General features: G+C 62.8%; 23 protein-coding genes. 12 read left to right on the forward strand and 11 right to left on the reverse strand.

The annotated features are described in order from the left end of the window. Positions 1-103 precede the first annotated feature (103 nt). The 3 genes from GA615_RS08305 to GA615_RS08315 form a co-directional block, all read right to left on the reverse strand. Positions 104-592, reverse strand: coding sequence for a hypothetical protein (locus GA615_RS08305; RefSeq protein ID WP_152050815.1), 489 nt, complete (start codon positions 590-592; stop codon positions 104-106). A 41-nt stretch (positions 593-633) separates the two neighbouring features. Next, positions 634-1338: a hypothetical protein gene (locus GA615_RS08310; RefSeq protein WP_161602231.1), complete on the reverse strand. Its 705-nt coding sequence runs from the start codon at positions 1336-1338 to the stop codon at positions 634-636. A gap of 106 nt (positions 1339-1444) precedes the next feature. Beyond that, positions 1445-2197, reverse strand: coding sequence for a DUF433 domain-containing protein (locus tag GA615_RS08315; RefSeq protein WP_152050817.1), 753 nt, complete (start codon positions 2195-2197; stop codon positions 1445-1447). A 625-nt stretch (positions 2198-2822) separates the two neighbouring features. On the opposite strand from GA615_RS08315, the gene GA615_RS08320 reads away from it, so the two are divergent. The 8 genes from GA615_RS08320 (at position 2823) to GA615_RS08355 (ending at position 11847) form a co-directional block, all read left to right on the forward strand. After that, complete coding sequence (locus GA615_RS08320; protein WP_152050818.1) at positions 2823-3494, forward strand: hypothetical protein; 672 nt, start codon at positions 2823-2825, stop codon at positions 3492-3494. A gap of 304 nt (positions 3495-3798) precedes the next feature. Then, a complete protein-coding gene (gene guaA, locus GA615_RS08325; protein ID WP_152050819.1) occupies positions 3799-5361 on the forward strand; it encodes a glutamine-hydrolyzing GMP synthase in 1563 nt (520 codons plus the stop codon). 123 nt (positions 5362-5484) lie between these two features. Continuing rightward, entirely contained in the window at positions 5485-6063 is a 579-nt protein-coding gene (locus tag GA615_RS08330) for a DUF4190 domain-containing protein (RefSeq protein WP_152050820.1), read from the forward strand. Between the two features lie 128 nt (positions 6064-6191). After that, positions 6192-6776, forward strand: coding sequence for a hypothetical protein (locus GA615_RS08335; protein ID WP_152050821.1), 585 nt, complete (start codon positions 6192-6194; stop codon positions 6774-6776). A 207-nt stretch (positions 6777-6983) separates the two neighbouring features. Next, positions 6984-7898, forward strand: coding sequence for a hypothetical protein (locus tag GA615_RS27775; protein ID WP_201750139.1), 915 nt, complete (start codon positions 6984-6986; stop codon positions 7896-7898). Positions 7899-9044: 1146 nt separating this feature from the next. Next, positions 9045-10010, forward strand: coding sequence for a DUF1559 domain-containing protein (locus GA615_RS08345; RefSeq protein WP_152050822.1), 966 nt, complete (start codon positions 9045-9047; stop codon positions 10008-10010). Between the two features lie 25 nt (positions 10011-10035). Then, the gene (locus GA615_RS08350; protein ID WP_152050823.1) at positions 10036-10419 is read left to right on the forward strand and encodes a hypothetical protein; all 384 of its coding nucleotides are present in this window, start codon (positions 10036-10038) and stop codon (positions 10417-10419) included. An 81-nt stretch (positions 10420-10500) separates the two neighbouring features. Next, on the forward strand, positions 10501-11847 hold the full coding sequence (locus GA615_RS08355; protein ID WP_152050824.1) for a carboxymuconolactone decarboxylase family protein: 1347 nt from the start codon (positions 10501-10503) through the stop codon (positions 11845-11847). A 42-nt stretch (positions 11848-11889) separates the two neighbouring features. On the opposite strand, the gene GA615_RS08360 is transcribed toward GA615_RS08355, so the two are convergent. The 8 genes from GA615_RS08360 to argH all read right to left on the reverse strand — a co-directional run bounded on the left by GA615_RS08360 (position 11890) and on the right by argH (position 21401). Then, positions 11890-13026, reverse strand: coding sequence for a sigma-54 interaction domain-containing protein (locus GA615_RS08360; protein WP_152050919.1), 1137 nt, complete (start codon positions 13024-13026; stop codon positions 11890-11892). Between the two features lie 124 nt (positions 13027-13150). Further along, positions 13151-15973, reverse strand: a complete 2823-nt coding sequence (locus GA615_RS08365) for a HEAT repeat domain-containing protein (protein WP_152050825.1) — start codon at positions 15971-15973, stop codon at positions 13151-13153. A 306-nt stretch (positions 15974-16279) separates the two neighbouring features. Continuing rightward, positions 16280-17572, reverse strand: a complete 1293-nt coding sequence (gene lysA, locus GA615_RS08370) for a diaminopimelate decarboxylase (RefSeq protein WP_152050826.1) — start codon at positions 17570-17572, stop codon at positions 16280-16282. A 94-nt stretch (positions 17573-17666) separates the two neighbouring features. Next, on the reverse strand, positions 17667-18605 hold the full coding sequence (locus tag GA615_RS08375; RefSeq protein WP_152050827.1) for a hypothetical protein: 939 nt from the start codon (positions 18603-18605) through the stop codon (positions 17667-17669). A gap of 27 nt (positions 18606-18632) precedes the next feature. Then, entirely contained in the window at positions 18633-18857 is a 225-nt protein-coding gene (locus GA615_RS28685; protein WP_152050920.1) for a type II toxin-antitoxin system HicA family toxin, read from the reverse strand. Further along, positions 18854-19060: a type II toxin-antitoxin system HicB family antitoxin gene (locus GA615_RS08385; protein WP_152050828.1), complete on the reverse strand. Its 207-nt coding sequence runs from the start codon at positions 19058-19060 to the stop codon at positions 18854-18856. The genes GA615_RS28685 and GA615_RS08385 overlap by 4 nt, the downstream gene beginning before the upstream one ends. A 53-nt stretch (positions 19061-19113) precedes the next feature. Further along, positions 19114-19995 (reverse strand): restriction endonuclease, encoded by an 882-nt coding sequence (locus tag GA615_RS08390; RefSeq protein ID WP_152050829.1) that lies wholly within the window; start codon positions 19993-19995, stop codon positions 19114-19116. Positions 19996-20024: 29 nt separating this feature from the next. Continuing rightward, a complete protein-coding gene (gene argH, locus GA615_RS08395; protein ID WP_152050830.1) occupies positions 20025-21401 on the reverse strand; it encodes an argininosuccinate lyase in 1377 nt (458 codons plus the stop codon). A gap of 255 nt (positions 21402-21656) precedes the next feature. Here argH and tenA point away from each other — a divergent pair, with 255 nt between their 5' ends. The 4 genes from tenA to GA615_RS08415 all read left to right on the forward strand — a co-directional run bounded on the left by tenA (position 21657) and on the right by GA615_RS08415 (position 25976). Then, complete coding sequence (gene tenA, locus GA615_RS08400; RefSeq protein WP_152050831.1) at positions 21657-22334, forward strand: thiaminase II; 678 nt, start codon at positions 21657-21659, stop codon at positions 22332-22334. A gap of 337 nt (positions 22335-22671) precedes the next feature. After that, the gene (locus GA615_RS08405) at positions 22672-23211 is read left to right on the forward strand and encodes a hypothetical protein (RefSeq protein ID WP_152050832.1); all 540 of its coding nucleotides are present in this window, start codon (positions 22672-22674) and stop codon (positions 23209-23211) included. 164 nt (positions 23212-23375) lie between these two features. Continuing rightward, on the forward strand, positions 23376-24482 hold the full coding sequence (locus tag GA615_RS08410) for a cytochrome-c peroxidase (protein WP_201750141.1): 1107 nt from the start codon (positions 23376-23378) through the stop codon (positions 24480-24482). Positions 24483-24830: 348 nt separating this feature from the next. Beyond that, positions 24831-25976, forward strand: a complete 1146-nt coding sequence (locus tag GA615_RS08415) for a hypothetical protein (protein ID WP_152050833.1) — start codon at positions 24831-24833, stop codon at positions 25974-25976. Positions 25977-26223: the final 247 nt, after the last annotated feature.

Consider the following 26223-nt stretch of genomic DNA (forward strand, 5'->3'; position numbering starts at 1 on the left):
GGCCGATGGTCCGGGGGCGACATGCCCTCGGGGCGGCCTTGCTTTCGGGATGGTCGAGTGGGGTTCGGTCAACACGGAACACGACTCGGTCGAGCCGCCAAGTTTACCGACCTCGGAGGGAATCGTCAAACGTGGGAGTTCTGGCGTCGTAATGCCGGAGAATCGGCAGGGCAACCTCGTAGGCAAACCTCCCGTCGGCGTTCGATGCGAAGGCTCGGGCACGGCCGGTCCCCGCGCCGGTCGGCCAGGCCGGCGCGGTCTGTTCGGCAAACCGCCAGTAGGCCGCTGTTTCCCGGGCAAAGGCGGCGCGTCGGAGGCAGGCCAGGGCCGCCTCTTGCAGGATCAAGGCGTCGTACGGTTCCCCCGATCGCCTGGCCAGTTCTGCCCCGTCCAGGAACCGGGCGGCAAAGGCCTGCTCGACCGGTTCCCGTGCCTCGAACGCCTCCGCCGACACGATCGCCTGAGAGCGGTTGTGCGCCGTCAACCATGCCAGGAACCAGGAGCGGACTTGCAACACCCCTCCGAACGTCACGGCGACGACCGCGATGATCCCCATCAACCGGCCAATGGTGAACCGTCCGAGACGAGGCATGAACGGGGCTCCGGTGGGGAATCGAGGCATCACGAGCGTGTTCAAGGATTCGCGTTCCGCCAGAAGGACCAGACCGATTGGTCGTGATGCCAGGCTCTCCAGGCGGGATGCCCGCCGCGCTCGTGACTCGCAGGGGTGAACGATCGGAGTCGGCCGTGGTCGTCGAAATCGAGGACGAGGTATCGCAGCGAGCCGGTCGGGGCGGCGATCCAGGTGGAGGAGGAAGCCTTCCAAAGGGTTGCGAGCGTCGTGCCTTCGATGAGCGGAGTGCTGAGAACCCGCCTCACCTCGTCCTCCGGGAGGTCGAGGCTCAGCCGTTGGACGGGGACGCCCCCACCATAGAGGACCCACCACGTCTGGAGAGACACGGCCGCCAGGGGGACGAGCACCACCAGCGCCGCAATGCGAACATACCGGGATCGAGGCCGACCCGCAGCAAGCCCGAGGACGATCACCGACACCGAGAGGCCGGCGACCGTGGGGGAAAGACGCCGGGCCAGGGTCGGCATTGGGGGACGGATCATCCGAGGATCACGGTAGCCCCTTTCCGCATTTCCCCTCGCGTAGAACCAACTCCCGTCAGGATTGACAGCATGCATTCCCCGTCCGTTGCCAATGGAGACGGGCAACGAGGACCGACGCGGAAAGGCTTTATGAGTCGCCGACGCGGCGGCGAGGTCGAGGGCAATGAGAGCGATGGCGAGCATCATCCCGAGGACCGTGAATCGCGGGTGTGGAATGCGCATCGGCTGGACCTCGCTCGGTGATCGTCGGCGGCTCCAAGGCAATGAACCTCGGCGGAAGACAGGCAAACGCCTGCCCGACACGAGTCTTGAGCGAGATCCGGGCTGATCAAGGCCCGGAATTGTCGTCGGGCAGATCGTCGAGGACGGGCAAACCGGGCGGGTAGGGGCCGTCGGCGGGGTCGAAGGGGCCGCAGAGGCCTTCGGCGTCGCAGGCGCGGCAGGCGGCGATGTCGGCGCGGGTGAGGCCGGGGTACCAGGTCATCAGCTCCTCCTCGGTCTTGCCGTCGGCGAGCCAGGCGGCGACGTCTTCAACCTCGCGGCGGAGGCGGAGGAGGACGGGCCATTGCTCGCTCATGCTGCGGACGAGGGCGATGTGAGATCGCCAGTTGGCTGAGGCGTCGGCAATCTCCTCGGGGGTGGACTCGGGGAGTGGGGCAGGGGAAGGATCAATGGCCGAAGTCGAGGAAGTCGACGAGCGCGAGGGCTTCGAAGGTCGGGGAGCAGAGCCGGCCTTGTGGTCGCGGTAATGGCGGAGGTCCTTCAGGGCGGAGCGGAAGTTGCGGTCGGCGAGGGTCTGGTACCGGCACCAGGCGAGGTCGGGGATCTCGGTCGCCGATTCGGCCTGCGAGGCTTTGCGGAGGCGCTGGGCGGCAAGGATGAGGAGTTCGACGAGCAGGCGCTCCTGAGCGTCGCCGGGAGCGACCGAGGCGAGCAGACTCGTCGTGAGGGTGGCGAACGCGGAAGGGTCGGAATCGAGCAGGGCCAGGATCGTCGTCGAGGGGTCGGCCGACGAGGACGAGGTGGTGACATTCGAATCCGACGAGCACGACGGCGAACTGTTCGAGGGGTGCATGTCCATGATGACAGGAGGATCCCGGGCGAGGAAGTCGGCGGCGGCAAGGCCGGGCGGGTCCTTTGGTCATCAGCCCGGTTGCCGTGGGGTGGTCGCCGTCTCATCCCGGCGCGGTCCTCGGCCGCCCCTCGACGGCCAACGGCGGGGGGCGGAGCGGTCCTCAATTGCAACGTGCCTTTGAGGATATCATCGAGAAATCGGGGAGGTTCAGTCACAAAAAATGGATTGATCGGGTGAAGCAAACTCTTCCGAGGTGCGAGCGCGGCGGAGAATCGGAGTGATCGGGGGGGCGATCGCGGGGGCCAGCTGTCCCGTCGCCCGGCCCGGGGTCCGCTCCACGGAACCCGGGGCACTCGAGACGGCAGCGGACCCCAGGGACCGGATGGCCGATGTACCCGAGGCAGCAGCGGATGCCGGAATCCGGATGGCCGTGACACCCGAGGCGGCAGCGGATGCCGGGGTCCGGATGGCCGGACAATGGGGGAGCCAGGCGCGGAGCGTCGGGGCCATCGGGGTGCGATCCGAAGCAAGGGAGGCAAGGGCAGCGTTTCGCCGAACGGGGGAGTGTGCCTAGAATGAATTGAGCAAACACGCCGGAACCGCCGACCGAAGCCGCCGGGAGAGGATCGCCATGCCGCCGTTACTCTGGGCCGAGTTTTCGATTCAGTATCTTGTGCCCGCGATCTTCCTGGTAATCTGGGCCTTGAATCAGGTCTTTGGGAAATCCGAGGCCCCACAGCCGCCCATGAAAGAACGGATCGGTCCCCGGCCGGTGCCGCCGGGCGGACCCTCTCGGGCACCGCAAACCCCGTCGAGAGCGCCCAGGGGGAATGCTCCGGAGCGATCGAGGACCAGCCCGAGCCGGGGTCAGGCTCAGGCGACTCGGAGCGCAAACCGATCGGCAACCCGGAGCCGATCGCAAGCGAAGCAGGAGGAGCCCGCCACGTCTTCGAATCGCGTGGGGGAAGCGCAGCGCGTGCCGAGGCCGATTCCGGCCGACATCCAGGAAGTGTATGCGATCTACGATGACGACCGGATGGACGCCGCCGAGATCAAGCGGGGGCTGGGTCCGATCTCGGCCGAAGCAACGCGAGGATCGCGGTCACGCGGCGCAGTGCTGCCGGCGGGTCTGTCGGCCTGGGCGAACCTGGGAGGGGAGCAGGGGGTAAACCTGAATCGGCTGCGAGAGGCGATCATCCTCTCAGAGATCCTCACCCCACCGCCGAGCGTGGCGCGATTGCGGCAGGCGAGAACCGGCCGGCCGATGCCGCTGATGGAACAGGAGCCTCCGGTCGAATCGTGATGAGGGAGGCAGGGTCAAGCAGTCGGCGGGAGGCAGATCTTGTCTGCGGCTGGGGCGAGGGGAAGGACGCAGCGCCCTGTGATTCGGCAACGGCCCCCTCACACGGCCTGACGGCCACCCTCTCTCCCGTAAGCGGGGCGAGGGTTGATGATGCTCGATCGGATCGACCGGCAAGGCCGGGCGGGTCTGAACGGCTCGGGGGATCTTTGGGCCGATTGCGATTCTCAACGGGTGGTTGGTCGGAGTAGAATCGCGGTTTGGTTCGCGACTCCTCTTTTCGCCGTCCTTGAGGTTCGTCCCGCCGATGCAGCCCGCCGACCAGTCCCGGCGTCCGGTTCTCGTGCTCGATTTCGGTTCGCAGTACGTTCAGTTGATCGCCCGGCGCGTCCGGGAGCGGCGAGCGTTTGCGATCATCGTGCGGCACGACATCACGGCAGATCGGGTCAAGGAACTCGACCCGATGGCCATCATCCTCTCTGGAGGCCCGTCGAGCGTTTACGAGCCGAACGCCCCGAAATGCGATCCAGGGCTGTTCGAGCTGGGCGTGCCGATCCTGGGCATCTGCTACGGGATGCAACTGGCCTGCCAGGCGCTCGGGAGTAAGGTCGACTCGGTGCCGTCTCGCGAGTACGGACCGGCGGCCTTGACGCAGGTCAACGACGGCTCGCCGTTGCTCGCCGAGGTGACGACGGGGACGACGGTCTGGATGAGCCACGGCGATCAGGTGCATACGCTCAGCCCTGACTTCGAGGGGCTCGCGGCGACCTCGACCTGCCCGATGGCGGCGGTTCGGCACCGATCGAAGGAGGTTTATGGCCTTCAGTTTCACCCTGAGGTCAGCCACACAACCCTCGGGAGCCACATTCTGGGGAACTTCCTCGACCGGATCGCCGGCAGCCCTGGCGACTGGACGATGGAGGCGTATCTCGACCAGGCGGTCGAGGCGATTCGGCGGCAGGTCGGGCCGGACGAGCGGGTGGTGTGCGGAGTGTCGGGCGGGGTCGATTCGTCGGTGACGGCGGCCTTGCTGGCGAGGGCGCTGGGAGAGCGGGTCGTCTGCATCTTTGTGGATAACGGCTTGCTCAGGGCAGGGGAGCGAGCGTCGGTCGTCGATATGTTCGGCAAGCACTCGAAGGCCGAACTCAGAGTGATCGACGCCTCGGAGCGGTTCCTGACGGTGCTCGACGGCGTGACCGACCCGCAAGAGAAGCGGGTGAAGATCGGTCATACGTTCATCGATGTGTTCCGAGATGAGGCGAAGTCGATCCCGAACGCCCGGTTCCTGGCGCAGGGGACCTTGTATCCGGACGTGATCGAGAGCGGGGGATCGGCCGATGCCCCGGCAGCGACGATCAAGCATCACCACAACGTCGGCGGCCTTCCGGCGGAGCTGGGCTTCGAGCTGATCGAGCCCCTGCGCGACCTGTTCAAGGACGAGGTCAGGCGGCTCGGGATCGAGCTGGGATTGCCCGAGAGCCAGGTCTGGCGGCATCCGTTCCCCGGCCCCGGCCTGGCCGTGCGATGCCTGGGAGCGATCACGAAAGAACGGCTCGAAGTGCTCAGGCGGGCAGACACGATCTTCCTCGAAGAACTCCGCGCCGCGGGCCTGCTGCGAGCGACCGGACAGGCGTTTGCCGTGCTGCTGCCGGTGCAGTCGGTCGGGGTGATGGGGGACGGGCGCACCTATGAGAGCGTCGTCGCCCTGCGATGCGTGGACACCGACGACTTCATGACCGCCGATTGGACAAGGTTGCCCCCTGAACTGCTCGCCCGGGCGTCGAGCCGGATTATCAACGAGGTGAAGGGGGTGAACCGGGTGGCCTACGACATTACGAGCAAACCGCCGGGAACGATTGAGTGGGAGTGATCTTGATTGGTCCCGGCCCGATTTTTTTCGAAACGGGTCGGAAAGATCGGAATCGGTTGAGCGAAGACTCTTTGACCCCCGAAGTTCGGTCCCTTTCGATGCATCCTGGCTGGAGTCCCCGCCATGTCGACCTCCTGGTCCGCGACCGACCATGACTATGACCCGGAGTTCGAGGAGGCGCCGGACAAAGGAGCGCCTCAGGACTTGCCGACCGAACGGCTGGCGGTGGTCAGCCTGGTGGCGGGGATCGCGGGATTTTTCCTTCCCGTGGTGGGGCCGGTGACCGCGGTGGTGTCGGGCCATGTGGCGCGGGGAGAGATTCGGAAGTCGAACGGCAGGCTCGGGGGCGATGCCCTGGCAAAAACCGGGCTGATTCTGGGCTACATCTGGATCGGTCTGACCGTGCTGGCAGTGTTGGTGATGCTCAGCTTCACGATGGTTCTGGTGAGGAGCAGCCCGGAGCACACGGTGGTGGTGGGAGGGAGAGAATTCCCAGCGGGCATTCCACATGACCAGGAATCAAACGTGGTGATTCAGCGATTGGAAGATGGCCGGGTGATGATCGAACATGAGGGCGGGCACGGGGAATCTCCGAGACCCTCCCTCCGAATCCATCCACGGGGCCTGGACCGATCGGGGCTTGAGTTGCGTAAGCCTCCGGCTCCTCCTGAACTCCCCTCGGATCTGCCTGAATTCCCATAAGGTTGGGTCTTGAGTGTTCGGCGCCCATTGGGAGGCGGGCTCGGATAGACCGTCTCGGAGCCTAAGAGGCACGATCCCGGATCAGGTCGACGGGCCCTGGTCGGTTCGAAATGGCGGAGCAATGAGGCATGGAACCGAAGGTGCCCGCCGGAAATCGACCCGGATCGCGACGAACTCGTCCGACGATCGGCGAACTGATGATCGTGGTGGCGGGGGTCGGGGTGGGTCTGACGTTGGCCTTGCCGATCTTCCGTGATAAGCCGTCGCTGGGTGAAGGGTTTCTGGTCCTGGGAGGTGCGCTGCTGGGCGGGGTCTCGCTGGTGGGTGTGCCGTTTTTGCTCTGGGAGCGTTGGCGAGGGAGTCAACGCCGCTTCGGGCCGGGAACCTTGCTCTGGTTTGCCCACGGGACGGCGGCCTGGTTGCTTTGGCCACCGATCATCATCGGTCGGCGATCGAGTGCCCGAGGGCAGAACCCGCCGATCGTCGATCCCTCGGCCGCGGAGATCTGTTTCTTCTACGGCACGCCGTTGATGGCCGTGTATGTGACGGCGTCGCTCCTGGCCGGTGGTTGGTTGCGGAGGCGGAACCGGCGGAACCGACGGGCACCGGTACCAATGCCGTGGCGCGAGCGATTTGGGCGTATTCTCGGAATGGGATGGGCCGTGCTGGGCCTGTATGTCCTATCGATGATTTACCGGAGCAAGTTCCGGTGATCTCCTGCTCCACGATTTTGAGCGGGATTCCGTAAGAAATCGGGCCGGGATGCGATACACTCTTTGGAAATTGACCGATCGTTTGCAATGCTCCGAGACGTGGCAGCCGCCTCGGGACGATTGCGTGAGGCGCCGACCTCGCATTCGCATGCGATGATCTTTTTCTCCAAAACACCTTCCTTGATTCTCGATTGACCGAGGCGATCCATGTCGCAAAGCGACCCGTTCGGACCCGAAAAGTTTGACATGTATCAGGAACCTCAGGCCACGGCGGCGCCTCCGGAGCGCAAAGGGCCGGGATGCCTGTTCTGGGGGTGCTTGATCTCGGGCATTCTGTTCGTGGTCACACTGATCCTGATTATTGCGCTGGTCTTCTTTGCCCGAGGGAAGCTGATTGGAGTGATCGAGGAGTACACCGATCCCGAGCCGGTCGAGCTGCCCGAAATCCAGCTTGCCGAAGAGCAGCGCCAGGAAGTCATCGCGCGCTGGGAGACGTTCAAGCAGGCGATGGACGAAGGTCGCAAGGACGAGCTTTCACTCGACAGCGATGAGTTCAACCTGGTCGCCCAGCACGTCGTTTCGGAGGCCGAGGGCCGGGTTCACTTCACGATCGAAGGGGACAAGCTGCGAGGTCAGGTCAGCCTGCCGGTTGAAGACGTGGGACAAAAGCTCCTCGGCACCAACAAGCTGGACGGCCGATATTTCAATGCCTCGGGAACCTTTGACGTTTTCCTCCGAAACGGCGTCCTCGTGCTTCAGATTCAAGAAGCCGAGGTGAAAGGGGAACCCGTTCCGGATGAGGTGATGGATCAGGTTCGTGGTCAGAACCTGGCCGAGTCCATGACCGAGAACCCGGAACAACGTGAACTGTTCTCGAAGTTCGAGAGCATCGAAGTCAAGGATGGCCGGATCATCTTCACCTCGCAGGGCGTCGAACCGGCCGAACCGGCCGCGGAAGGTGAAGCAGATGCGGAGGCCGAACCCGCTGAACCGGATGCAGGGGCCGAACCCGCCGCGGAAGAAGGCGCCGAGCCTGCCGAGACGGCGGAACCCGAGCCGACTGCGGAACCCAAGCCACAGCCTGAACCGGCTGAGGAGCCGGAGCCGGCCGCGGCGCCGTGAACCTGATGTGGACCTGTTGACTTGACATGACGGAACGGCGAGCGAAACGCCCGTCCTCGTCGGATCCGCCCATCGGGGGAGTGCCTGGATCGTTCCGATCCAGGGCTCCCCCGTTTCGATGATGACCGTGGCGCACGTGTGATACGGAGTCCCTCAAAAAAAATTGGAAGAGTGTCCTTGCGATCGAGCGCAGAATCCGTTATCGCTAGATGTTCATTCTCTTCGATCGGGTCGTTCGTGCCCAATCGACTAGGGTTGCTTGGTTCGCAATTCTGACCTCACCCGACACGAGACTCGGCCGGATGCGATTGCAGCGCCTTCCTCAAATCGATCGACTTCAACCACTGGCCCGCAGGCTAGGGGTGATGCTGGTCGTGTTGGGGACGGTTGGCCTGGTCGCTTCGACCGCTCAGGCGCAACACTGTGGCGCCTACGTGATCCGGCCTGGTGAGGACGCGATGATGGCCGTGCTAGGCCTGACGATTGACCCAGAATCTGCTCCAAGCTCCGACGAATCTGCTCCAGTGCCGAGACAGGACCTTCCCTGTGATGGGCCGGGATGTTCGAACGCACCTGCGGCACCAAGCTCATCACCGGCTCCGCTGGAACCGCCGAGCGTTGAACACTGGGCCGTGAACGGGCCTCTGGGGCAACTCCTTTCCATCGCTCCGCACCTCCTGCCGCGATCGGAAGCCCTGCGCCACCTCTCCCCTCGAAGCAGAGGGATCTTCCATCCTCCTCGATTCTTCGCTTGAGGCGGATTCCACTTGTTTGTCTGCGACGCGACATCCGCCACAGTCCCGCAGCGGACCGTGTGGCTCAATCGCTTTCGCGCGTGCGACCTTGGGAATGATTGGATCGAGATCGCTCCGTTTTGAACTGAGCGTGATCGGCCAATGCGCTCTCGATCGCATTCAGGGATGCCCAATCCCTTTGCGTGAAACCGAAGGTCGTGGACACGGTTCAACGCGAGCCTGGGTCGCATTGCGCCCAGCCGTGTCGCCCGGTCTCATCGCGTCGGATGAATCCGAACGAGTGTGACTCCGTCTTCAATCATCGTGTCGCCATTGCCCCATTCAGGCATCGCAATCGAATGTGCCGATTGCGCAATTCACGAGATTCGAAGAAGACGAGAGGACCGAACGAATGAGCTTACGCCGATCTGCATTTACCTTGATTGAACTGCTGGTCGTCATTGCGATCATCGGTGTCTTGATCGCCTTATTGTTGCCCGCGGTGCAGAGTGCTCGTGAGGCCGCGAGGCGGGCCCAGTGCCTGAACAACCTGAAGCAACTCGGGATTGCGCTGCATACATACCACGACGCGAATGGCATGTTTCCGCTGGGACGAACCATTCCGTTTGACACCTCCTATTCGTCGATTGCCCGCATTCTGCCGTTTGTGGAACAAACGACGGTGGGCAATGCGATGAACGTTGACCTGTCCTGGTCTGGCCTGGAAAACCAGACGGTCACGACCACGAACCTAAGCCTGTTGCTCTGTCCGTCAGATAGCGCCGAGCTGCCGGTAGGCTGGGCAGGGACGAACTATCGGGCGAATGAAGGAACACGTGTTTCCATGTGGCATGGTTCGAGTGATCCAGGGGGAGTGAACGCGGGGATGCCCGCGCCCAATGGTCTGTTCTTCGCGTCGGTCGGGATCAAGGCGGCGGACATCCGCGATGGACTGAGCCAGACCGCAGTCTTCAGCGAGCACGTTCTGGGCGACTTCGATAACACCCGAGCCACCCGAGACGCCGATACCTTCTGGCCCCAGACGTATCCGGCCAACGCCGATGATGCCGTGCGGTTGTGTCGGGAGATGGATTGGCGAGACGTGCAATACCAGCGCGTCAGCGACGTGGGGGCCCCCTGGATTTACGGGTATCACTCGACCACGAGCTACTGGCACTCCGGCCCGCCGAATTCGGTGTCGTGTATGTTTCCCCCCTCGCGGATCATGACCATCGCGAATAGCCGGCATCCGGGCGGGGTCAACGTGGGGATGGCGGACGGTTCCGTTCGGTTCATCAAAGAGACGGTAAATCTCGAAACATGGCGGGCGTTGGGATCGCGGAATGGTGGTGAGGTCATCTCGGCCGACGCCTTCTAACCCTTTTCTGTTCGAGGAATCCGTGATGACTCGTCTTCACGCTGCCCCAGTGGTGGCGCTGATCGCCGTCTGCGCACTCGGATGCACCGATCGGCGACCACCGTATCGAAGTCTCGATCAATCCCTTGCCCGCGAAACGCTGGTCGAGGTGCTGGAGTCCTGGAAAGGGGGACGGTCGCATGCCGACCCAATGGGCTCCGACTCCTCGATCCGGGTGGCCGATGAGGATTGGCTCGTCGGCCGTCGATTGACGGAATACCGACTCTTGTCGGGTGAGTCCGTGGTGGGTGATCGGCTCTGCTGCCCGGTCGCTCTTACGCTGAAATCACCGGAAGGACGAACCACCGAGTCTCGCGTGGTGTACCAGGTTTCGACCCATCCCGAGCTGAGTGTTATTCGATCCGAATGATTGCGAGCGTCTTGAACCCGTCATTATCGTCTCACATCTCGTCAAGTTCGATCGACTTGCAACCGTGCAGGAGCAATGCTGATGCGTCAACTGAGCCGTTCACGTTGGTCAATCCTGATCATGATGGCTGGAGTTCTTTCCGCTTCGATCACCTCGGCGGACGAGGACGTATCGGATCAGCCCAATCCGATTCCTGAGACGAGAGCTGATCTGAAACGAGCACTGGAAGCCTCGAAGCAGGCGAAGCCTCGATTACCGTTGCCACCTCTGAGCCCCGAGGAACGCGAGCGGGAAGGGGCAGGAGCGTGGTCGGTGGTCCATAACGGGCGGATGAGGCGGTGGTATCTTCCTGACGGGTTTACCTCGGGAGGGTTCCCCAAACGGGACGAGCCGGGAATGACGCTCGGCTATCCGTTTCAGACCAAGCTGTTCTGGATCGTCTCGCGGGCCAATAATTGCACGTATTGCCTGGGACACCAGGAAAGCAAACTTGAATCGGTGGGAGTGCCGGAGGCAGAGATTGCCTTGCTTGATGGCGACTGGTCCGGCGTAAGTCCCGCGGATCGGGCAGCGTTCGAGATGGCCAGGACCATGACGCTCAATCCGCTGGAACTGAGCGAGGCTCACCTCGACTCCCTTCGATCATGGTATTCCGATTCACAGATCGCAGAGATCCTGTATGTCGTTGCCAGCTTCAACGCCATGAATCGTTGGACCGGAGCGTTGAACATTCCTCAGGAAGCGCATCGGGATTATCTTTCCACGCTCGATCCTGCCTTCGCCTCGGTGTCCACTCAGGTCGCACCGCTCGGGCCAGCCCGAAAACCAGGAGGTCCGCGCCTTGCCGCTCCCCAGGCACGCCCCCCCCTGGAATCGTGGGATGAAGTCATGGCGAAGTTGGAGGAGTGCCGAGAACGGCCGATTCAGCTCAAGCTCGTTTCTTCGGATGAGGCGAAGGCGAGGCTTGGAGGTCACGCGACCAACCTGAGCGAACCGCTGCCGCACTGGGTTCGCTTGCTAGCCCAGTTCCCCGGAGTGGGGGTCGAGCGGGTGGCGATCTTGCAGGCGGTCAAGGAGGAGGGATCGCTCGATCCGATGCTTCGAGCCCAGGTCGCCTGGGTCTCGGCCCGGCAGGATCGGGCCTGGTACGCGGTCGGTCACGCGCTGAAGCGGCTCCGCTCACTGGGTGCATCGGACGTGCAGATTCAGGCAATGGACGGGGATCGGGCCGGGCTTGAGGACCAGGATCGTCAGGTCCTGGCCTTTGCCGAAGGGCTGACGGTCGACCCAGCCCTCATCACGGATGCCGATGTGGAGAGGCTTCGATCATTCCTGTCGGATCAGGAAGTGGCCGAGTTGATTGCGGTCGTTGCCGAGGCGGTCTTCTTCAATCGATTGACCGAAGCCGCTGTGCTGCCCCTGGAATGATCAGGGCGGGCGAGCAGGACCAAACCGGGACGGGCAGGACGATCACGGCTCGTCCCGGTCGGTCGGGGCAGGGGAGGATCCATCACCGTTCGACGCGGGAGTGTCGAGCCCGTACTCGGTCAGCTTCTTGTGCAGGGTGTTGCGGTTGATCCCGAGGCGGGCGGCCGCCTTGATCTGAACGCGATCGCACGAGGTGAGCACCTGCTGGATCAGCTCGCGCTCGACAGGGGCAACGATGCGTCGAATCAATTCATCGGCATTGGGTCCGGCGGCAAGCAGACCTCGGCGCACGAGATCGGAGATCAGGGTGTCGAGGTCGGGGGATCGTCCCCGAATGGGTCGGGGAGGAGCTTCGCCCCGAAGCTGGGGAGGGAGATGTTCGGGTTTCAGCTCCGGTCCCTCGCCCAGAACCACGGCTCGTTCGACATAGTTTTGGAGCTCGCGGACATTGCCGGGCCAGTCGTAACGAACAAGCAACTTCATGGCTTCCGGATCGACCCGGCGCATCTCTCGCTGGTTCTGATCGCTATAGCGGGCCAGGAAGAACGTGACGAGGGGGGGAATGTCGTCGCGGCGGTCTCGGAGGGGTGGAAGGTCGATCGGGACGACGTTGATCCGATAGTACAGGTCTTCTCGAAATCGACCGGCGTCGATTTCTTCGCGGAGTTCGCGGTTGGTCGCGGCCACGACGCGGACATCAACCTTCTTGGTGCTGACGTCGCCGACGCGCTCGAACTCCCCTTCCTGGAGCACACGGAGCAGCTTGACCTGAAGCTTGGGTGAGGTGCTGTTGATCTCATCAAGAAAGATCGTGCCGGTATGAGCTGCCTCGAATCGTCCGGTGCGGTTTTCGACCGCGCCGGTGAACGAACCCTTGACGTGGCCGAACAGCTCCGATTCGAGAAGGCTCTCGGTCAGGGCTCCGCAGTTGACCCGGATATAAGGGCCGGAGGCCCGAGGGCTGAGGTCGTGGATCGCTCGGGCGATCAATTCCTTGCCCGCGCCGGTTTCTCCGACGATCAGAACGCAGGCCCGGGACCGGGCAACCTGGCGCGTGACCCTGGCGACCTCGTGCATGATCGCGCTGCCGCTGATCACACCGGGAAGACCTGAGGAAGGGTCGTCGGGGCCTCCCGATCGTGTGGCGTGGTCGGGTCGGTCGCTCAGGTGTGAGGGCATGGCCATCTCGTGTCGCGTCCTTCCTGGGGTCGGTCGAGTCGAGCGAGTGATCACCCGAACTGCGACCGACCCTCCCAGGTCTGGCCCCGATCCTCAGGGCCGAGCGGTCTTCAAGGGTTGAGACTCAATCGGTGCTGGGGGCCGACTCAGGCTGCAAAGGAGTGGCGCTGAGGGATCCTCGAACATGGTTGATGACATCTTCCAGCGCCGCTCTGAGTTCGGCGTCCTCCGCGCGGTCTTTTGCTCGGATCAGGCGACTACGCTGATCGAGGGCGAGCAAGGGGCCGAACTGCTGAACGCTGCGACGAAGCGCGTCGGCCGCGGCCCTTTGGGTTTCGAGGGCTCGCGACGGGTCAATTGCGTTTTCCGCCAGGGCTCGCTGGGCGTCGAGGGTCGGAACCACCGACAGAGCCTGAGCCGCGGATGCCGCGAACCTCGGGTCGGCCATCAGGCGTTGCAAGGACGGAACAACAGCGGCCATGTCGGTCGCAAAGGGCCCACCGGGACGATCGGCGATCTGAGCCAACGTGTCGGCGGCCGACTGAACAATCGCCAGGCGCTCATCGGGCGTATTCGGTCGGATGCCGGCCTCGTCCCAGGCTCGGTACAGGGCACGTTCCACCGCCATCGGATCGCCCGGTGCCGCGAGCAGCGAGACGTGATCGAACTGGCCGGCCAGTTCCTCAACACTCAGGCGAGCGGTGCCACTAAGCGGAGCCACGGCAATGTCGTAGTCATAGATGCTCAAATCCAGCTTGTACATCGCCAGATAGCCGTAGAGGTATCGCTCGACCGCCTGCACGCGAAGGTCGTACACGCCTGGAACGTCGATTCGAGCAGACAGTGAGCCAATCCCTTGAGCCACCGGCACTCCTTTCGTCCCCTCGCGACGATCGAGCCAGAGGACGACGTCGGTGGGCTTCAGCGTGCTTCCCGGAGCAGGTTCGATGATGGCGGAGATGGTGTCGCCCGAATCGAGGGGGCCAAGGGCGTAGAGGTCTCCGGAGATGTCTGCCACCGGAGCGGGGGAATCTGCGGCGTCATCCCGCGGGGGGAATGGGGGCTCCTCGGGTTCCTCTTGATCCTCCTGTGGCGGCCATTCCCGCTCGGGTTGTCCGAAGGGGGGACGATCGGTCGGAGAGAGCCGGCCGTTGATCTGGGCCCGACGGGGACGGCCGACGAAGGCAACCGGAGCGGCCCGAGCGGGAATGTCGTTCGGCTCGCGTTCCGCCTGGAAGAACTCATACTCCTGGGCTCGAGCAAGAGCTCGGGCCGGGTCGATCGGTAGGGGCAGAAGCACCGGGAGCCGAGCGGTTCGGGCATCGGCCCGAAGGTCGATCAGCAGGTCGCGAGCGTCTCGACGCCCCTGGAGGAAGGCGGGGTCCACGATGACGGCGTCGACCCCCGCGGACTCGGCGGCGCGAAGGAATCCTTCGTCGGCGGTGGAGGCAGTGATGGGTTCGAAACCGCGGTCGCGTAACGAGGACGCCAGGTTGGTCAGCGTCGTCGGATTACCACTCACCACCACGATCTGAGGCTGGGCCAGGGTGCTGTCGATGGATCGGGCCAGGCTGGGAACGACCCGACTGGAACCAGGGAACGACCGAGCAGGGTCCAACGCAACAATGGCGCGGGCCGCGGCAAGTTGCACGCGGCGGTCGGGGGCCGACAGAGCCTGAACGATTGGTGAGGGGGGATCGCTCGCCAGCATCGAGGCATCGCCGGTCAGCGCCAGGGCGGTGATCAGGGCCGGCGCGGCCTGGAACTTCTTAGACTGAAGGGCCAGTCGCAAGGCGTTCGTCAGGCTGTCCGCACCAAGGCCGACCAGTTCGGTTGCGAGGTCCTCGGGAAGTTCACCGGGAGCCGCGAGTTCCGCCGGGTCTCGGCGCAGAAGGGCCTCGCGGACCTGAAAGGTGGTCAGGATGGCATTAGCATTGGGATCGTCCGGGGCGATCTCGTGCGCGGCCTCGGCAAAGCGGAGGCCGAAGACGGTTTCCACGTCCGAGGGAGCGACATTCTGGGGAACGACCGTTCCGGCCTCATTGTTCCAGGTCCAGAGGACGACCTGGGTGCCGGGAAACTCGTGCAAGCCCAGCAGGTAGCGGCGAGCCTCGTCGAGGATCAATCGAGCCGGCGGCTGGGAGAATTCGTCGAGCGGTTTGCCGGAGAGCCGGAGGACGGCCTCGGCAGCTTCGGCGGACAGAGGGGCTCGTTCGGCGTCGGTCGAGGCGGCGTCGGCAATCAGGAAGGGCAGGGCGCGTCGATCTCCGATCCGCCCAAGTGCCGAGGCGACATCGGCGGCGAGTTGGGGATCGGGCGCATCGAGACCGGCGATCAGGGCCGGCACAGCCCGACGCTGGAGACGACCCATGTTGGCGACGAGCAAGGCGCGATCGGCGGAATCGGGCGGCAAGGCATTGATGGCTTCGAGGAGGACGGGCACGGCATACGGGCCGGATTCCCCGAGACGGTTGAGAGCCTCGGATTGCTGAAGCGGCGAGCCGGTGAGCAGACCGACATAGCGGCGAATCCGATCCTCTCGCTGCGCATTGCGTCGCACGGCAGCGTTCAGGCGGGAAAGGATTTCACCGACGCGATCGGCGGTTCGAGGATCATCCTGAAGTTTCAGGATTGAGCCAATGCCGAAGCGATCGCGGAGCGTCAACAAGGTGTCGTCGTCGGGATTGGCGGCCAGGAACTGGTCGAGGAGCGGAAGGGCCTGATCGCCAAGACCGACCCGAGTGAGATAGGTAATGGCCGACCAGAGTTCGAGGGGGGTTTCCGGAGGCTTGGCGAAGCGATCGAGGCCCGGAGGCTGGGCGGTCGCAGGGCTGTCGACGGGGCCAATCGCTCCGGTCGCCAGGGCTACGGCCATTGTCGCAAGAACCCGGCCGAGGGCACCGGCTCGGCCCGGCTCGCGATTGCGGGGGATCGGGTTCGGGAGCATGGTGCGGGCCTCGTCGTTAGGGTCGAACATGCGAAAAGGAACAAAAAAAGGTGAAGCGACCGCGGTGCGGGTCCGGGAATCGAAACCGGCACGCAGAGACCGTGCGCCAACGGAACGATGGCTATGGCAATGATGACCGATGATTGTCCAAGCGTCGGCTCCGGGGACGAAGGAATTGTCCGGATCGCGGTATGATCGCCTCGCTCGGCAGGAACTTCGTGGCCGGTACGGGCTGAAGATCGGTCGGAACCGCGAGGATCGCCACAACCGGCCCGGCGGTGGCGATCCGATCCGAGGGCATCCGGCTCAGGCTTCGAGTGCGACCATTTCCGGCCCGATCAGGTCGTCGAGCGTTTCCCGACGACGGACGAGCCGGGCGTCGGAGCCACTGACGAGAATTTCGGCCGCGCGGGGCCGAGTGTTGTAGTTGGAGGCCATGACCATGCCGTAGGCCCCGGCCGAGAAGACGGCGAGCAGGTCGCCGCGATCGACGGGGGGCAGGGGACGGTCCTGGGCGAGGAAGTCGCCGCTCTCACAGACCGGGCCGACGATGTCGCGCGGCTCGGTGCCGGGAATGGCGGCCTCGAAGCTCTCGGGCCAGGTGGGCAAGCCTTCGGGAACCTGCACAGGCCAGATGCGGTGGAACCCTTCGTAGAGGGCAGGGCGGATCAGGTCGTTCATCGCAGCGTCCTGAATCACGAACCGCTTGTCGCCTGATTGCTTGGTGTAGATGACCCGGCTGAGGAGGATGCCCGCGTTGCCGGCGATCGACCGACCGGGCTCCATCGCCAGGCGGCAGCCAGTCGGCTTGAGGACGGGGACCATCACCTCGGCAAAGGCGGCGAGCGGCTTCGACTCGCCACCTCGGTAGTCGATCCCGAATCCTCCTCCCATGTTGCACCAACGGATCTCATGGCCCATGTCGCGCAACTGGCCGATCAGCTCGGCGGCCTTGGCCGAGGCTCGCGCGTAGGGCTCGGTGCTGGTGATCTGAGAGCCGATGTGCATGTGCAGACCGGTCATCGCCAGGCCCTCCATGCTCCGGACGCGATCAGCCGCGCGGAGGGCACGGTCGATGTCCATGCCGAATTTTGACTCTTTTTTGCCGGTCGAGATGTAGCGGTGAGTCTTCGGATCGACGTCGGGATTGACCCGGAGGGCGATCGGGGCCTTCACCCCTTCGGCGCGGGCGACGGCGTCGATGGCGTCGAGTTCGGCCTCGCTCTCAACGTTGAACAGGAGGACGCCGGCGCGGAGGGCGTCTCGGATTTCCTCATCGGTTTTGCCGACTCCGGCGAAGACCGACTTCGCGGCCTCACCCCCGGCCGTGGTGACACGGTGCAACTCGCCTCCCGAGACGACATCGAAGCCGCTGCCGTGCTCGGCCATCAGCTTGAGAATACCCAGGTTCGAGTTCGCCTTGACCGAGTAGCAGACGAGCGGGTCCAGCTCGGCGAAGGCCGTTTGAAGTTCCTTGAGCCGACCGACAAGGGCCGCGGTGCTATAGACGTACAGCGGGGTGCCGAAGCGCTCGGCCAGGTCCCGGGCGGGGAGGTCTTCGCAGTACAGTTCGCGGTCACGGTAGTGAAAATGGTCCATCGGGAGATCGTTCCAGGTTGGGCGAGCCTGGGGCTCGCCTGAGTGAGAGGGTTGGATTGCAAATGTTCAAGCCAACACGCGGTTGCCCGATTCCTCAGCCTTTCCGGCGAATCGCGGCATCGCGCAACGGGTCGCGGGGCGAGGGAGGGTCGGTTCGTTCGTCGCCGACTCGGGCGGGGATCATCGCGGCATCATCCAGACCTTCGAGTTCGGGCTCAGGCTCGGGTGCGGGGCCGGCTCGGAGATCGTGGAGCATGGTAACGGCCTGGGGGCGGTTGAAGAAAAGGCAGGCGTTGTAAAAGGCGTCGAACTCCTGGCCAGAGGCCGGGTCGTGGAACGCGATGGTTTCAATCAGATCTTCCCAGGAGAGGCAGACCAGGTCGAGCTGGCGAATCGTGGGCACGAACCAGTCACGGAACCAGTCGTCCCGGGTGCCGGCGTAGTCCTCGACGCGGCGACGGACCTTACGGAGGATTGCGCCTCGGGCCATTTCGTCGGCAAAGACGCTCTCGTCGATGCGTTTTCGAGGTGCGACAAGGACATACGCCAAATGTTCCAGCTCGATCGGGTGGCGGTCGGCTCGCCTCAGGATCTCGGCCATGCAGGCCACCGTGCGCGCGGCCTGATCGTACCAGGGAGCGTTCTTGACGCCGGCCGAAAGCCTGCTGAACATCTTCCCCTCGACAACGACCAGTTGCGCCGCCTGTGGATTGAGAACCACGTCGGCCCACCCTCGGTTGCCCGTCTCGAAATGGCCGATGATCCCATCGGCATGTGTCCACGACTCGGCCAGACGATCCTTCCGGAACCTTGGCAAGAAGGCCGACGGCAACCAGCCTTCGGCAAACCAGGTCGCCGAGGGCATCGGCACCAGCGGGAACCCGGCCGCGTCATCCCCATGCGTCATCATCCAGTCGATCGCGAGCCGCAAGAGCCAGTTCTCGTTGTAGAGCATCGTCGGTGGCAACGCCGGGGCGTTCCCGTCGCACGATTGCAGGAGGCTGGTGATGCGGTCGAGGAGCATGACACTCACGATTTTGGATGGACTCGGCCCAGTGACTTACGATGCGTTGATGAATTCCGAGGTTGTCAGACCCGCTGCCCGGATCAGGCTCCTGAGTGTTCCTTTGGCGACTTCCTTATGGTCAGGAGCCGAAAGCGTCGCTTGATGTTCAGGATGAATCAGAATGATGTGGCTCGAACTCTGTCTGGCAACGTACCATCCGAATTGTTCAAAGATCGCCACCACTTGACGCCCGCTCCTCACAGGAAGTTGGGGCATCAGACGGAAACCTCCACCTGTTGCGATTCGATCGTCAGGGGCATTCCCCGTTCGGCGCGCACTTCCAGGCAGAGCTTGATCGCGTCTTTAATCTGCTCCAAGGCTTCTCCCTTCGTCGACCCCTGGCTTACACAACCAGGGATTGATGGACACTCCGCGATCCAAACACCGTCCTCGTCGCGATCAAGGGTCACCGTAAATTTCATGGTCCGATTCCTGAGAAAAACGATTGGCCGGTGGAGTTCCTCGACGGTCCCAGTCAAATTCCTCTGAACCAATCCGCGTCAATCGTGACGTGCTCGACCATTTCGACTCGGATTCCGAGGCCAAGTTCCTTGAGCTTGTCGGCGAGTTGGTCTCCATCAAGAAGGTCGATCGGGGGGGCACCGTCCCGGGTGGCCTCTTTGACCGCCTCACGAGAATAGGTTCCTGTGGTGAGAAAGAGCCCTTTATCCGCTCGCCCAACCATCGCTCCACGGAAATCACGGATCTCGGAAGAGGAGACAACTCCCTGATAACGTTTGCACTGAAAGATCACATGAAAACTCATCAGCCCATGAATTCGCGCAATCCCTTTGCCGTCGATTCCTCCGTCTCCGGATCGTCCCGTGACTTCGACCTGAATAAAACCTGATTCGCGGAGAAGACGTTGAACGAGCCGCTCAAAGCCATCAGGCGACAATTCGCGGGTCAACAAACGATGTAAGATCGATCTCCAGGGTTGCGGATCTATGGTTTCGGATTCCTCGGCAAGGGGTTCGAGTTCTCCTTCCCGAGCCTTCTGACGTGATAATTCTCGCACGCGCCGGGTGACTTCTGAGGGGTCAACCGCATGAACATGCTCAGCGTTTTTGGTCAGAGACCATACCCCACGAACGGAATTGTCGATCAAACCGTACTTCTTGAGGTAGGTTCGGGCCCAGGCAAGTCGGTACTCGATCTCAGTCTGATTTCCTTGTTCGGCATTGTGAAGTTGAGCCAGAGCGGATTCGCCGAGTTGCAGCAGTTCGACCGCCTTTTCATCGATTTCTTGAATCGAACCAGACCCTCCGAGTTCCCTCAATGCCGTGAGGAGAGGGTTGAAGAGTTGGTGGTAAGGCGGCACCTCATCACCTGCGAAAGACCAGATGTCATGCTGCATGGCCAGCATCCCAGAGTCGAGAAGCCGGATCAGCTCAGCCGCGTTCGCCACTCGGCAAGTTGCGATTGAACCTGATCCGGCGCGGTGGAACCGTAGGATCGGAAGGCCTTGACGGCATTTGCGACGCCGAGGGAGTGGACGACATCTTCCGCGATGGCGGGGCAGGCGGCCTGGAAGTCGGCGAGGGAAAGGTCGGCGAGGCGGCAGGAGCGGGATTCGCAGAGCGAGACGAGCTTGCCGACGACCTCGTGACCGGTGCGCTGGGGAACCCCTTTAAGGATGAGGTATTCCATCAGCGTTGTCGCGTCGAGGAAGCCTTCGTCGAGTCGAGAGGCGATCCGCTCGCGGTTCAATCGAGCCCCGGAGACGACGACAGAGGCGAGTTCGAGACAGGACGTCACGGTGTCCACGGCATCGAAAAGCGGGAGTTTGTCCTCTTGAAGGTCGCGGTTGTAGGCGAGCGGAAGCCCCTTGATCAGGACGAGCAGGGTTTGCAGGGAGCCGACAACCCGGGCGGTGCGGCCTCGGATCAATTCGAGGACGTCGGGATTCTTCTTTTGGGGCATGATGCTGCTGCCGGTGCAGACGGCATCGGGCAGGGTCAGGAAGTTAAACTCCTGGGTGCTCCAGAGAATCCATTCCTCGGCCCATCCGGAGAGATGCTCGGCAATCAGGGTCAGACAGAAAACCGTTTCGACCAGGAAGTCGCGATCGCTGGAGATGTCGAGGCTGTTGGCCGCCACGCCGGCGAACCCGAGTTCCTCGGCCACGAATGCCCGGTCGATCGGCAAGGTTGTGCCCGCCAAGGCAGCAGCTCCCAGCGGGAGCAGGTTGAGGCGGCGGCGAGCATCGGCCAGACGGTCGCGATCGCGTGCCAGTTTTTCCACGTAAGCCAGGGCGTAGTGGGCCGTCAGAACCGGCTGAGCCCGTTGCAAGTGGGTGTAACCGGGGAGAATCAGGTCTGCGTGCCGGTCAGCCAGATGGAGGAAGGCGCGTTGTAATTCGATGAGGCGATCGTCAATGGCGTCGATCGCATCCCGAGTCCAGAGACGAACATCGGTCGAAACCTGATCGTTGCGGCTGCGGGCCGTGTGGAGCTTCCGGCCAACGTCACCGAGCCGGGCGATCAGGGCCGACTCGATGTGCATGTGGATGTCTTCCTTCTCAATCGAGAAGTGAAACAGGCCATCGGCGATTTCCGCCCGAATCTCCGACAGCCCTTGCACAATCTGTTCGCACTCAGCCTCGGAAATCAGCCCAACGCGCGCAAGCATGCGGGCGTGAACGATCGATCCACGAATGTCATGCTCGAAAAGTCGGCGATCGAAGGAGATGGATTCGGTAAACTGCTCGACCCGGCGGTCGGTTTGATCGGCGAACCGACCTCCCCAGGGCTTCTCGGCCACGATCTCTGCCTCCGTCCGACACCTCACCTGCCCAAGGAAACAGCAGGATATTGCATAGCTTAGGCAGGGTTGCCCCGCGAAGTCAATTGGCCGTTGCGGTGTCGAGGTCTGGGGAATCTGAGCGGGGAGAAGAACCCACTTGCCGACACGAAATCCTTGCCGTCTCAACGTTTCTTGACCATCATCCCATCGGTTTGGAACCAGGCAGGAACCGTACTTCATCGACAACGATTCTCCGAGGTGGAGTAGATTCTCGTGGCGACCCCGGATTCTCGATTCACGGAACAGCTCTGGAACGCAATTGTCCCGATTTATGACGCGATCCTCGAACACCCGTTCGTCTCGGGTCTGACCGACGGCCGGCTCCCGCGCGACCGGTTCGCCTTTTATGTTGTGCAGGATGCAATTTATCTGCGGAGTTTTGCCCGGGCGCTGTCGGTTCTCGCCTCGCTCGCCCCGGACAGCAACGCCACTCGGATGTTCAATCAGCATGCAAGTGACGCGATCGCCGTCGAGCAATCGCTGCACGACGGCTTTCTCGCCGAGCTGGGTCTGCACCCCGAGCAGATCGACCAGACTGAAGCGTGTCCCTCGGCACGAGCCTATTGCGACTTCCTGATGGCCTCGACCACGAATCAGCCCTTTCATGAAGGGCTGGCGGCAGTCTTGCCCTGTTACTGGATTTATCAACGTGTCGGGCAACAGTTGCTGCCAAAGGGATCTCCCGACCCTCTCTATCAGCGCTGGATCAACACCTACGGAGGGGAGCAGTTTGACGAGGTCGTGCAGCAGGTCCTCGACCTGACGAACCGGATTGCCCCGACCCTGACGGACGATCAACGCGATCGCATGACCGAACGATTCGTTCTTGGCACACGATATGAATGGATGTTCTGGGACGGGGCCTATCAGCTCCAGCGATGGCCGGTCTGAGGTCGCCTTCCGACCCCCGGAAGATGGCCAGGGCCGATCACGTTGGTTTCCCGCGATGAGGCTCGTGCGTCGATCGATGGTTCAGCCGTTCCGCGAACCGGCAAAAACCATCGACGTCCGAGCATCTGTCGGGACTGATGGCCGGTTATGGCCCCTTGTCGGGGCCGGCCTGGTGTGTTAAACAGCCCTATGAGTCTGAACCGTGGATCAACCTCGACCTTGGAGCAGCCGTACACCCTGCTTGCAAGGGTTTGGGCTCAACCAGGACTCAAACGATCGTGCCCCCGGCAGCGATCGCTCTGTTGGACTGCCCACTCTCCTGAGGAGAACGTCACCCATGATTCGTTCCCGGAAAATCGGCCTTTACGGGGCCGGCGCGTTGCTGGCCGTCGTCTCGTTGGCCTTCGCCGCTCAGCAAGGGCCGGGAATTCTCTTCCCGGACTGGTCCGAGCCGACCAAGGGAACCTGGGAGAACCCGGCCGCCGAACTGGGCAAGAAGGTTCCCGATTCCCGCCCCTGGAGCGTGACCACGTACACCTCCTCAATCGAGGGGAAGGTGCTTGAAGGCAAGCCGATGACCGTGGTCGGCGAGATTGTGGACCTGTCCTGCTACCTTCAGGTCGGCAAGCGAGGGGACAAGCACCGCGACTGCGGTCAGAAGTGCGCCGAGCAGGGCCAGCCGATTGGGTTGCTGACCAAAGACGGCTCACTGTTTATTCTGATGGATGAGGAACACAATCCCCGTCGAGACGGCCTGACCAACTTCCGGAAGGCGGCGATCGAGAACATGGCCTACGTCGTGACGGTCCACGGCACGTTCTCTGAAGTTGCCGGCCAGAAAGCCCTTTACGTTCAAGGGTATCTGACCGAAGGTTGAGTTGCCGCTCGGCACTTACGCGACGGCCCGCGGGGCGGGCCGTCGCCGATTTTGGAACAAGCCGCTCCACAATGGTAAGCGACCGGACCCCGACCCGCCCCCGGGTCCCGGTCATCGACCCTCCACGTCGATTGCCCGAGAATCCCAAAGGGGAACGAGAGCCGATGAGACGAACGATCATCACCGCCCTGGCGACACTGGGCCTGGCGGCGACCGCCGGAATCGGAATCGCCCGCACCGGGCCGATGGCCAAGCCCTCCCTGCCTCCTCCGACCGAACCCAAGCCTGCGTGGCCTCCGCAAGAGGAACCCGAGGTGCCACTGGGTCTCTTCCCGATCTTCTGGCCCGAGGATAACCCGTACAGCCCGGAAAAAGCTGAGCTGGGTCGTCTGCTCTATTTCGATACCCGCCTTTCCTCAGATTCGACGGTGTCGTGCGCCAGTTGCCATGATCCGAGCCAGGCCTTCACGGATGCAGCCCCGTTTTCCACAGGGATCGGTGAACAGAAGGGGGGACGGAGCGCTCCGACGGTCATCAATCGGGCCTTCACAACCCTTCAGTTCTGGGACGGACGCGCCGCCTCGCTCGAAGAGCAGGCCATCGGCCCGATCGCCAATCCGATCGAAATGACCGTGGAAACCGACGTGGATAAGGCTCACGAAGCCGTCGTCCAGCGGTTACGAGACATTCCGGGCTACCGGAAGCGATTCGCCGAGTCGTTCGGCACCGACGAGATCACCATCGACCACGTCGCCAAGGCAATTGCGACCTTTGAGCGAACCGTGCTGTCCGGCAACTCGCCCTACGATCGCTACAAGGCCGGGGATGAGGACGCCCTGACCGAGTCGCAGCTTCGCGGCATGGACGTCTTCTTCAACAAGGCCGCCTGCGACGCCTGCCACCTCGGGGTGAACTTCAGCGACGAGTCGTTTGTGAATATCGGCATCGGTTATGACCCAGAGACCGGCTTGTTCTCCGACATCGGCCGAGCCGAGGTGACGAAGAACGAACGCGACACGGGTGCCTTCAAAACCCCCACCCTGCGCGAGATCGAGCACACAGCCCCTTACATGCACGATGGCAGCCTGGCGACCCTGGAAGAGGTCGTCGAGCATTATGACAAGGGTGGGATTCCCAATCCTTACATTGATCAACGCATGGAACCGTTGTTCCTGACCGCCCAGGACAAGGCCGATCTCGTTGCCTTCCTCCGAGCACTGAGCGGCGAAGGCTGGCAACACCTGGAAGCGCCGACGGAGTTCCCGGAATAAGGCAAGCATCCAGGCCCCTCGTTCACGCGTTCCAGGGGCTGGCTCCCCATCTCATCAGGGACCGGCCCCGACCTGATTCGCCACCAAGCCCACATTTGTCTTAGATTTCTTTGAGATCGTGAGATTCCATTTTCGTTAAATTTTCTCTGAGAATTGACTTTCGTCAGTACGATTCCCTTAGAATAAGAAGTCACCTAAATCTTTACGGTGGCTGCAATTCTCGGTGACGTTTTTCTGGACGAGATCCGGTCTGACTTGAGTCAATACTTTTCTCTAGTCCATTGATCGAGTTTCCGCTAGAACCTAGATCCGCTTGAGCGTATTGAACGGGAAAGGAGTTGGTGGTCGATGAGTACTGGTTCTTCGCCTCTCGGACAACTCGCCGATCTCTTGAGGCGAGTGGAAGCCAAAACCCGAGCACAGGAGTTGACGGAAGAATTGGAACTCGCCGCCGAGGAGTTACGGCGGACCGAAGAGACGATTCGTACCATCGAGGCGCGTGCCAATCAGGTTCGCCCCGCCCGTCAGCGCGAGTTACAACTGGCTGAAGGAGACGAGCAGCTCCTGAGAGAGTTGATCCGGAGAACCGCTCAGAATCGCTCGCTCATGGGCGAGGCCGAGTTCCATGAAGCCGAGCGCCTGATTGAGGTCTCTCGGGTGGAAGTCGAGCGAAGACGGAGTGAAGCTCAGGAGGAACTCGAGGAGATTCAGGACGCCCTGGATCATGCCCGAATCGAGGTTCGGGCCGCCCTGGATCGCTACCACCATGTCCGGCGAGAGCTTGAGCGTTTGCAAGTTCCTGCCGACGAGCAGATGGAGGAAGGTGATCGTCTGGCGATGATCGCCGAGGAGCATTTCCCCGAGTATCAGGTCCGCGCCTTCGCCCGAGAGGTTGACGAGGCGACCGCGATGTTCGGCCAGCTTGATCGGCGCGAACAGTACGCCCAGATGCGGATCTGGATAGGACGGCTCCGTCGCTTCCAGTTCGCCGGCCCCGCCGAGGACGAACGGGACATGCTGGAAAGCATCTTCCGCCGCCTCGTGACCCTTTCCAAGCAGTACGAACCGGGATACATCGAAGCCTTCAATCGTCAGTTCTCGGCCGACTGGGATCTGTACATTGCCGAGGCGCAGGAGTCGCTGCGTCACGCCACCGAGGAAGCTCGCCGGCATCGATCGCAGAATGGCGATACCCACGCGTTCGACGACGACGACGAGGACGACGACTCGCAGGAGATCGAGACTCGACGACTCGCCGAGCAAGCCCTCGACCATCTCAAGGCCTTGCTCTTGGTCCGTTACGACGATCCCCAGGTCAAGGCCGAGCGATTCCGGGAAACGCTTGCTCGCGTGATCGAGGGCTATGGCCCCGCCGATGACGCCCTGCTCGACGTGGTCCGCCCGTACCGCGAGTGGATCAACGGAATGGAGTTTCGGTCCCTCCGAAAAGCCCTCGATCAGGAGCGAGAGCAGACCGAGGATGTCAATTCTTGATCCTTACTTCCGCAATGGTTCGGCCTGAGTTGAAACCCCGCTGGCCCTGCGACTGAGGTCCGCGCGCTCCTGAACCTGATCGATTGGGAACGCGGGGTTGCCTGCTTTTTTTGTGATGGACCATCTCGACCGGGTCCCGAGGGCTGTCGGACGATCTCGACGCTCGTTCCTTGGGACCGTTCCCGCCTCGTGACAGATTGACTCCATGGAAACCCTTTCGAGACGAACCAGGATGGTTCTCGATCGC

This window comes from Tautonia marina (genome assembly GCF_009177065.1).
Classification (GTDB): Bacteria; Planctomycetota; Planctomycetia; order Isosphaerales; family Isosphaeraceae; genus Tautonia; species Tautonia marina.

Excerpts from the sequence above, each read along its gene's own strand:
- GA615_RS08310 (WP_161602231.1), bottom strand. The coding sequence starts at position 1,338 with ATGCGCATTCCACACCCGCGATTCACGGTCCTCGGGATGATGCTCGCC.
- GA615_RS08390 (WP_152050829.1), bottom strand. The coding sequence starts at position 19,995 with ATGCAGCATGACATCTGGTCTTTCGCAGGTGATGAGGTGCCGCCTTAC.
- GA615_RS08385 (WP_152050828.1), bottom strand. The coding sequence starts at position 19,060 with ATGAAATTTACGGTGACCCTTGATCGCGACGAGGACGGTGTTTGGATC.
- GA615_RS08405 (WP_152050832.1), top strand. The coding sequence starts at position 22,672 with ATGATTCGTTCCCGGAAAATCGGCCTTTACGGGGCCGGCGCGTTGCTG.
- GA615_RS08355 (WP_152050824.1), top strand. The coding sequence starts at position 10,501 with ATGCGTCAACTGAGCCGTTCACGTTGGTCAATCCTGATCATGATGGCT.
- GA615_RS08345 (WP_152050822.1), top strand. The coding sequence starts at position 9,045 with ATGAGCTTACGCCGATCTGCATTTACCTTGATTGAACTGCTGGTCGTC.
- GA615_RS08360 (WP_152050919.1), bottom strand. The coding sequence starts at position 13,026 with ATGCCCTCACACCTGAGCGACCGACCCGACCACGCCACACGATCGGGA.
- GA615_RS08330 (WP_152050820.1), top strand. The coding sequence starts at position 5,485 with ATGTCGACCTCCTGGTCCGCGACCGACCATGACTATGACCCGGAGTTC.
- GA615_RS08335 (WP_152050821.1), top strand. The coding sequence starts at position 6,192 with ATGGAACCGAAGGTGCCCGCCGGAAATCGACCCGGATCGCGACGAACT.
- GA615_RS08315 (WP_152050817.1), bottom strand. The coding sequence starts at position 2,197 with ATGGACATGCACCCCTCGAACAGTTCGCCGTCGTGCTCGTCGGATTCG.
- GA615_RS08350 (WP_152050823.1), top strand. The coding sequence starts at position 10,036 with ATGACTCGTCTTCACGCTGCCCCAGTGGTGGCGCTGATCGCCGTCTGC.
- GA615_RS08410 (WP_201750141.1), top strand. The coding sequence starts at position 23,376 with ATGAGACGAACGATCATCACCGCCCTGGCGACACTGGGCCTGGCGGCG.
- guaA (WP_152050819.1), top strand. The coding sequence starts at position 3,799 with ATGCAGCCCGCCGACCAGTCCCGGCGTCCGGTTCTCGTGCTCGATTTC.
- GA615_RS08305 (WP_152050815.1), bottom strand. The coding sequence starts at position 592 with ATGCCTCGTCTCGGACGGTTCACCATTGGCCGGTTGATGGGGATCATC.
- GA615_RS08320 (WP_152050818.1), top strand. The coding sequence starts at position 2,823 with ATGCCGCCGTTACTCTGGGCCGAGTTTTCGATTCAGTATCTTGTGCCC.
- GA615_RS08365 (WP_152050825.1), bottom strand. The coding sequence starts at position 15,973 with ATGCTCCCGAACCCGATCCCCCGCAATCGCGAGCCGGGCCGAGCCGGT.
- GA615_RS08415 (WP_152050833.1), top strand. The coding sequence starts at position 24,831 with ATGAGTACTGGTTCTTCGCCTCTCGGACAACTCGCCGATCTCTTGAGG.
- lysA (WP_152050826.1), bottom strand. The coding sequence starts at position 17,572 with ATGGACCATTTTCACTACCGTGACCGCGAACTGTACTGCGAAGACCTC.
- GA615_RS27775 (WP_201750139.1), top strand. The coding sequence starts at position 6,984 with ATGTCGCAAAGCGACCCGTTCGGACCCGAAAAGTTTGACATGTATCAG.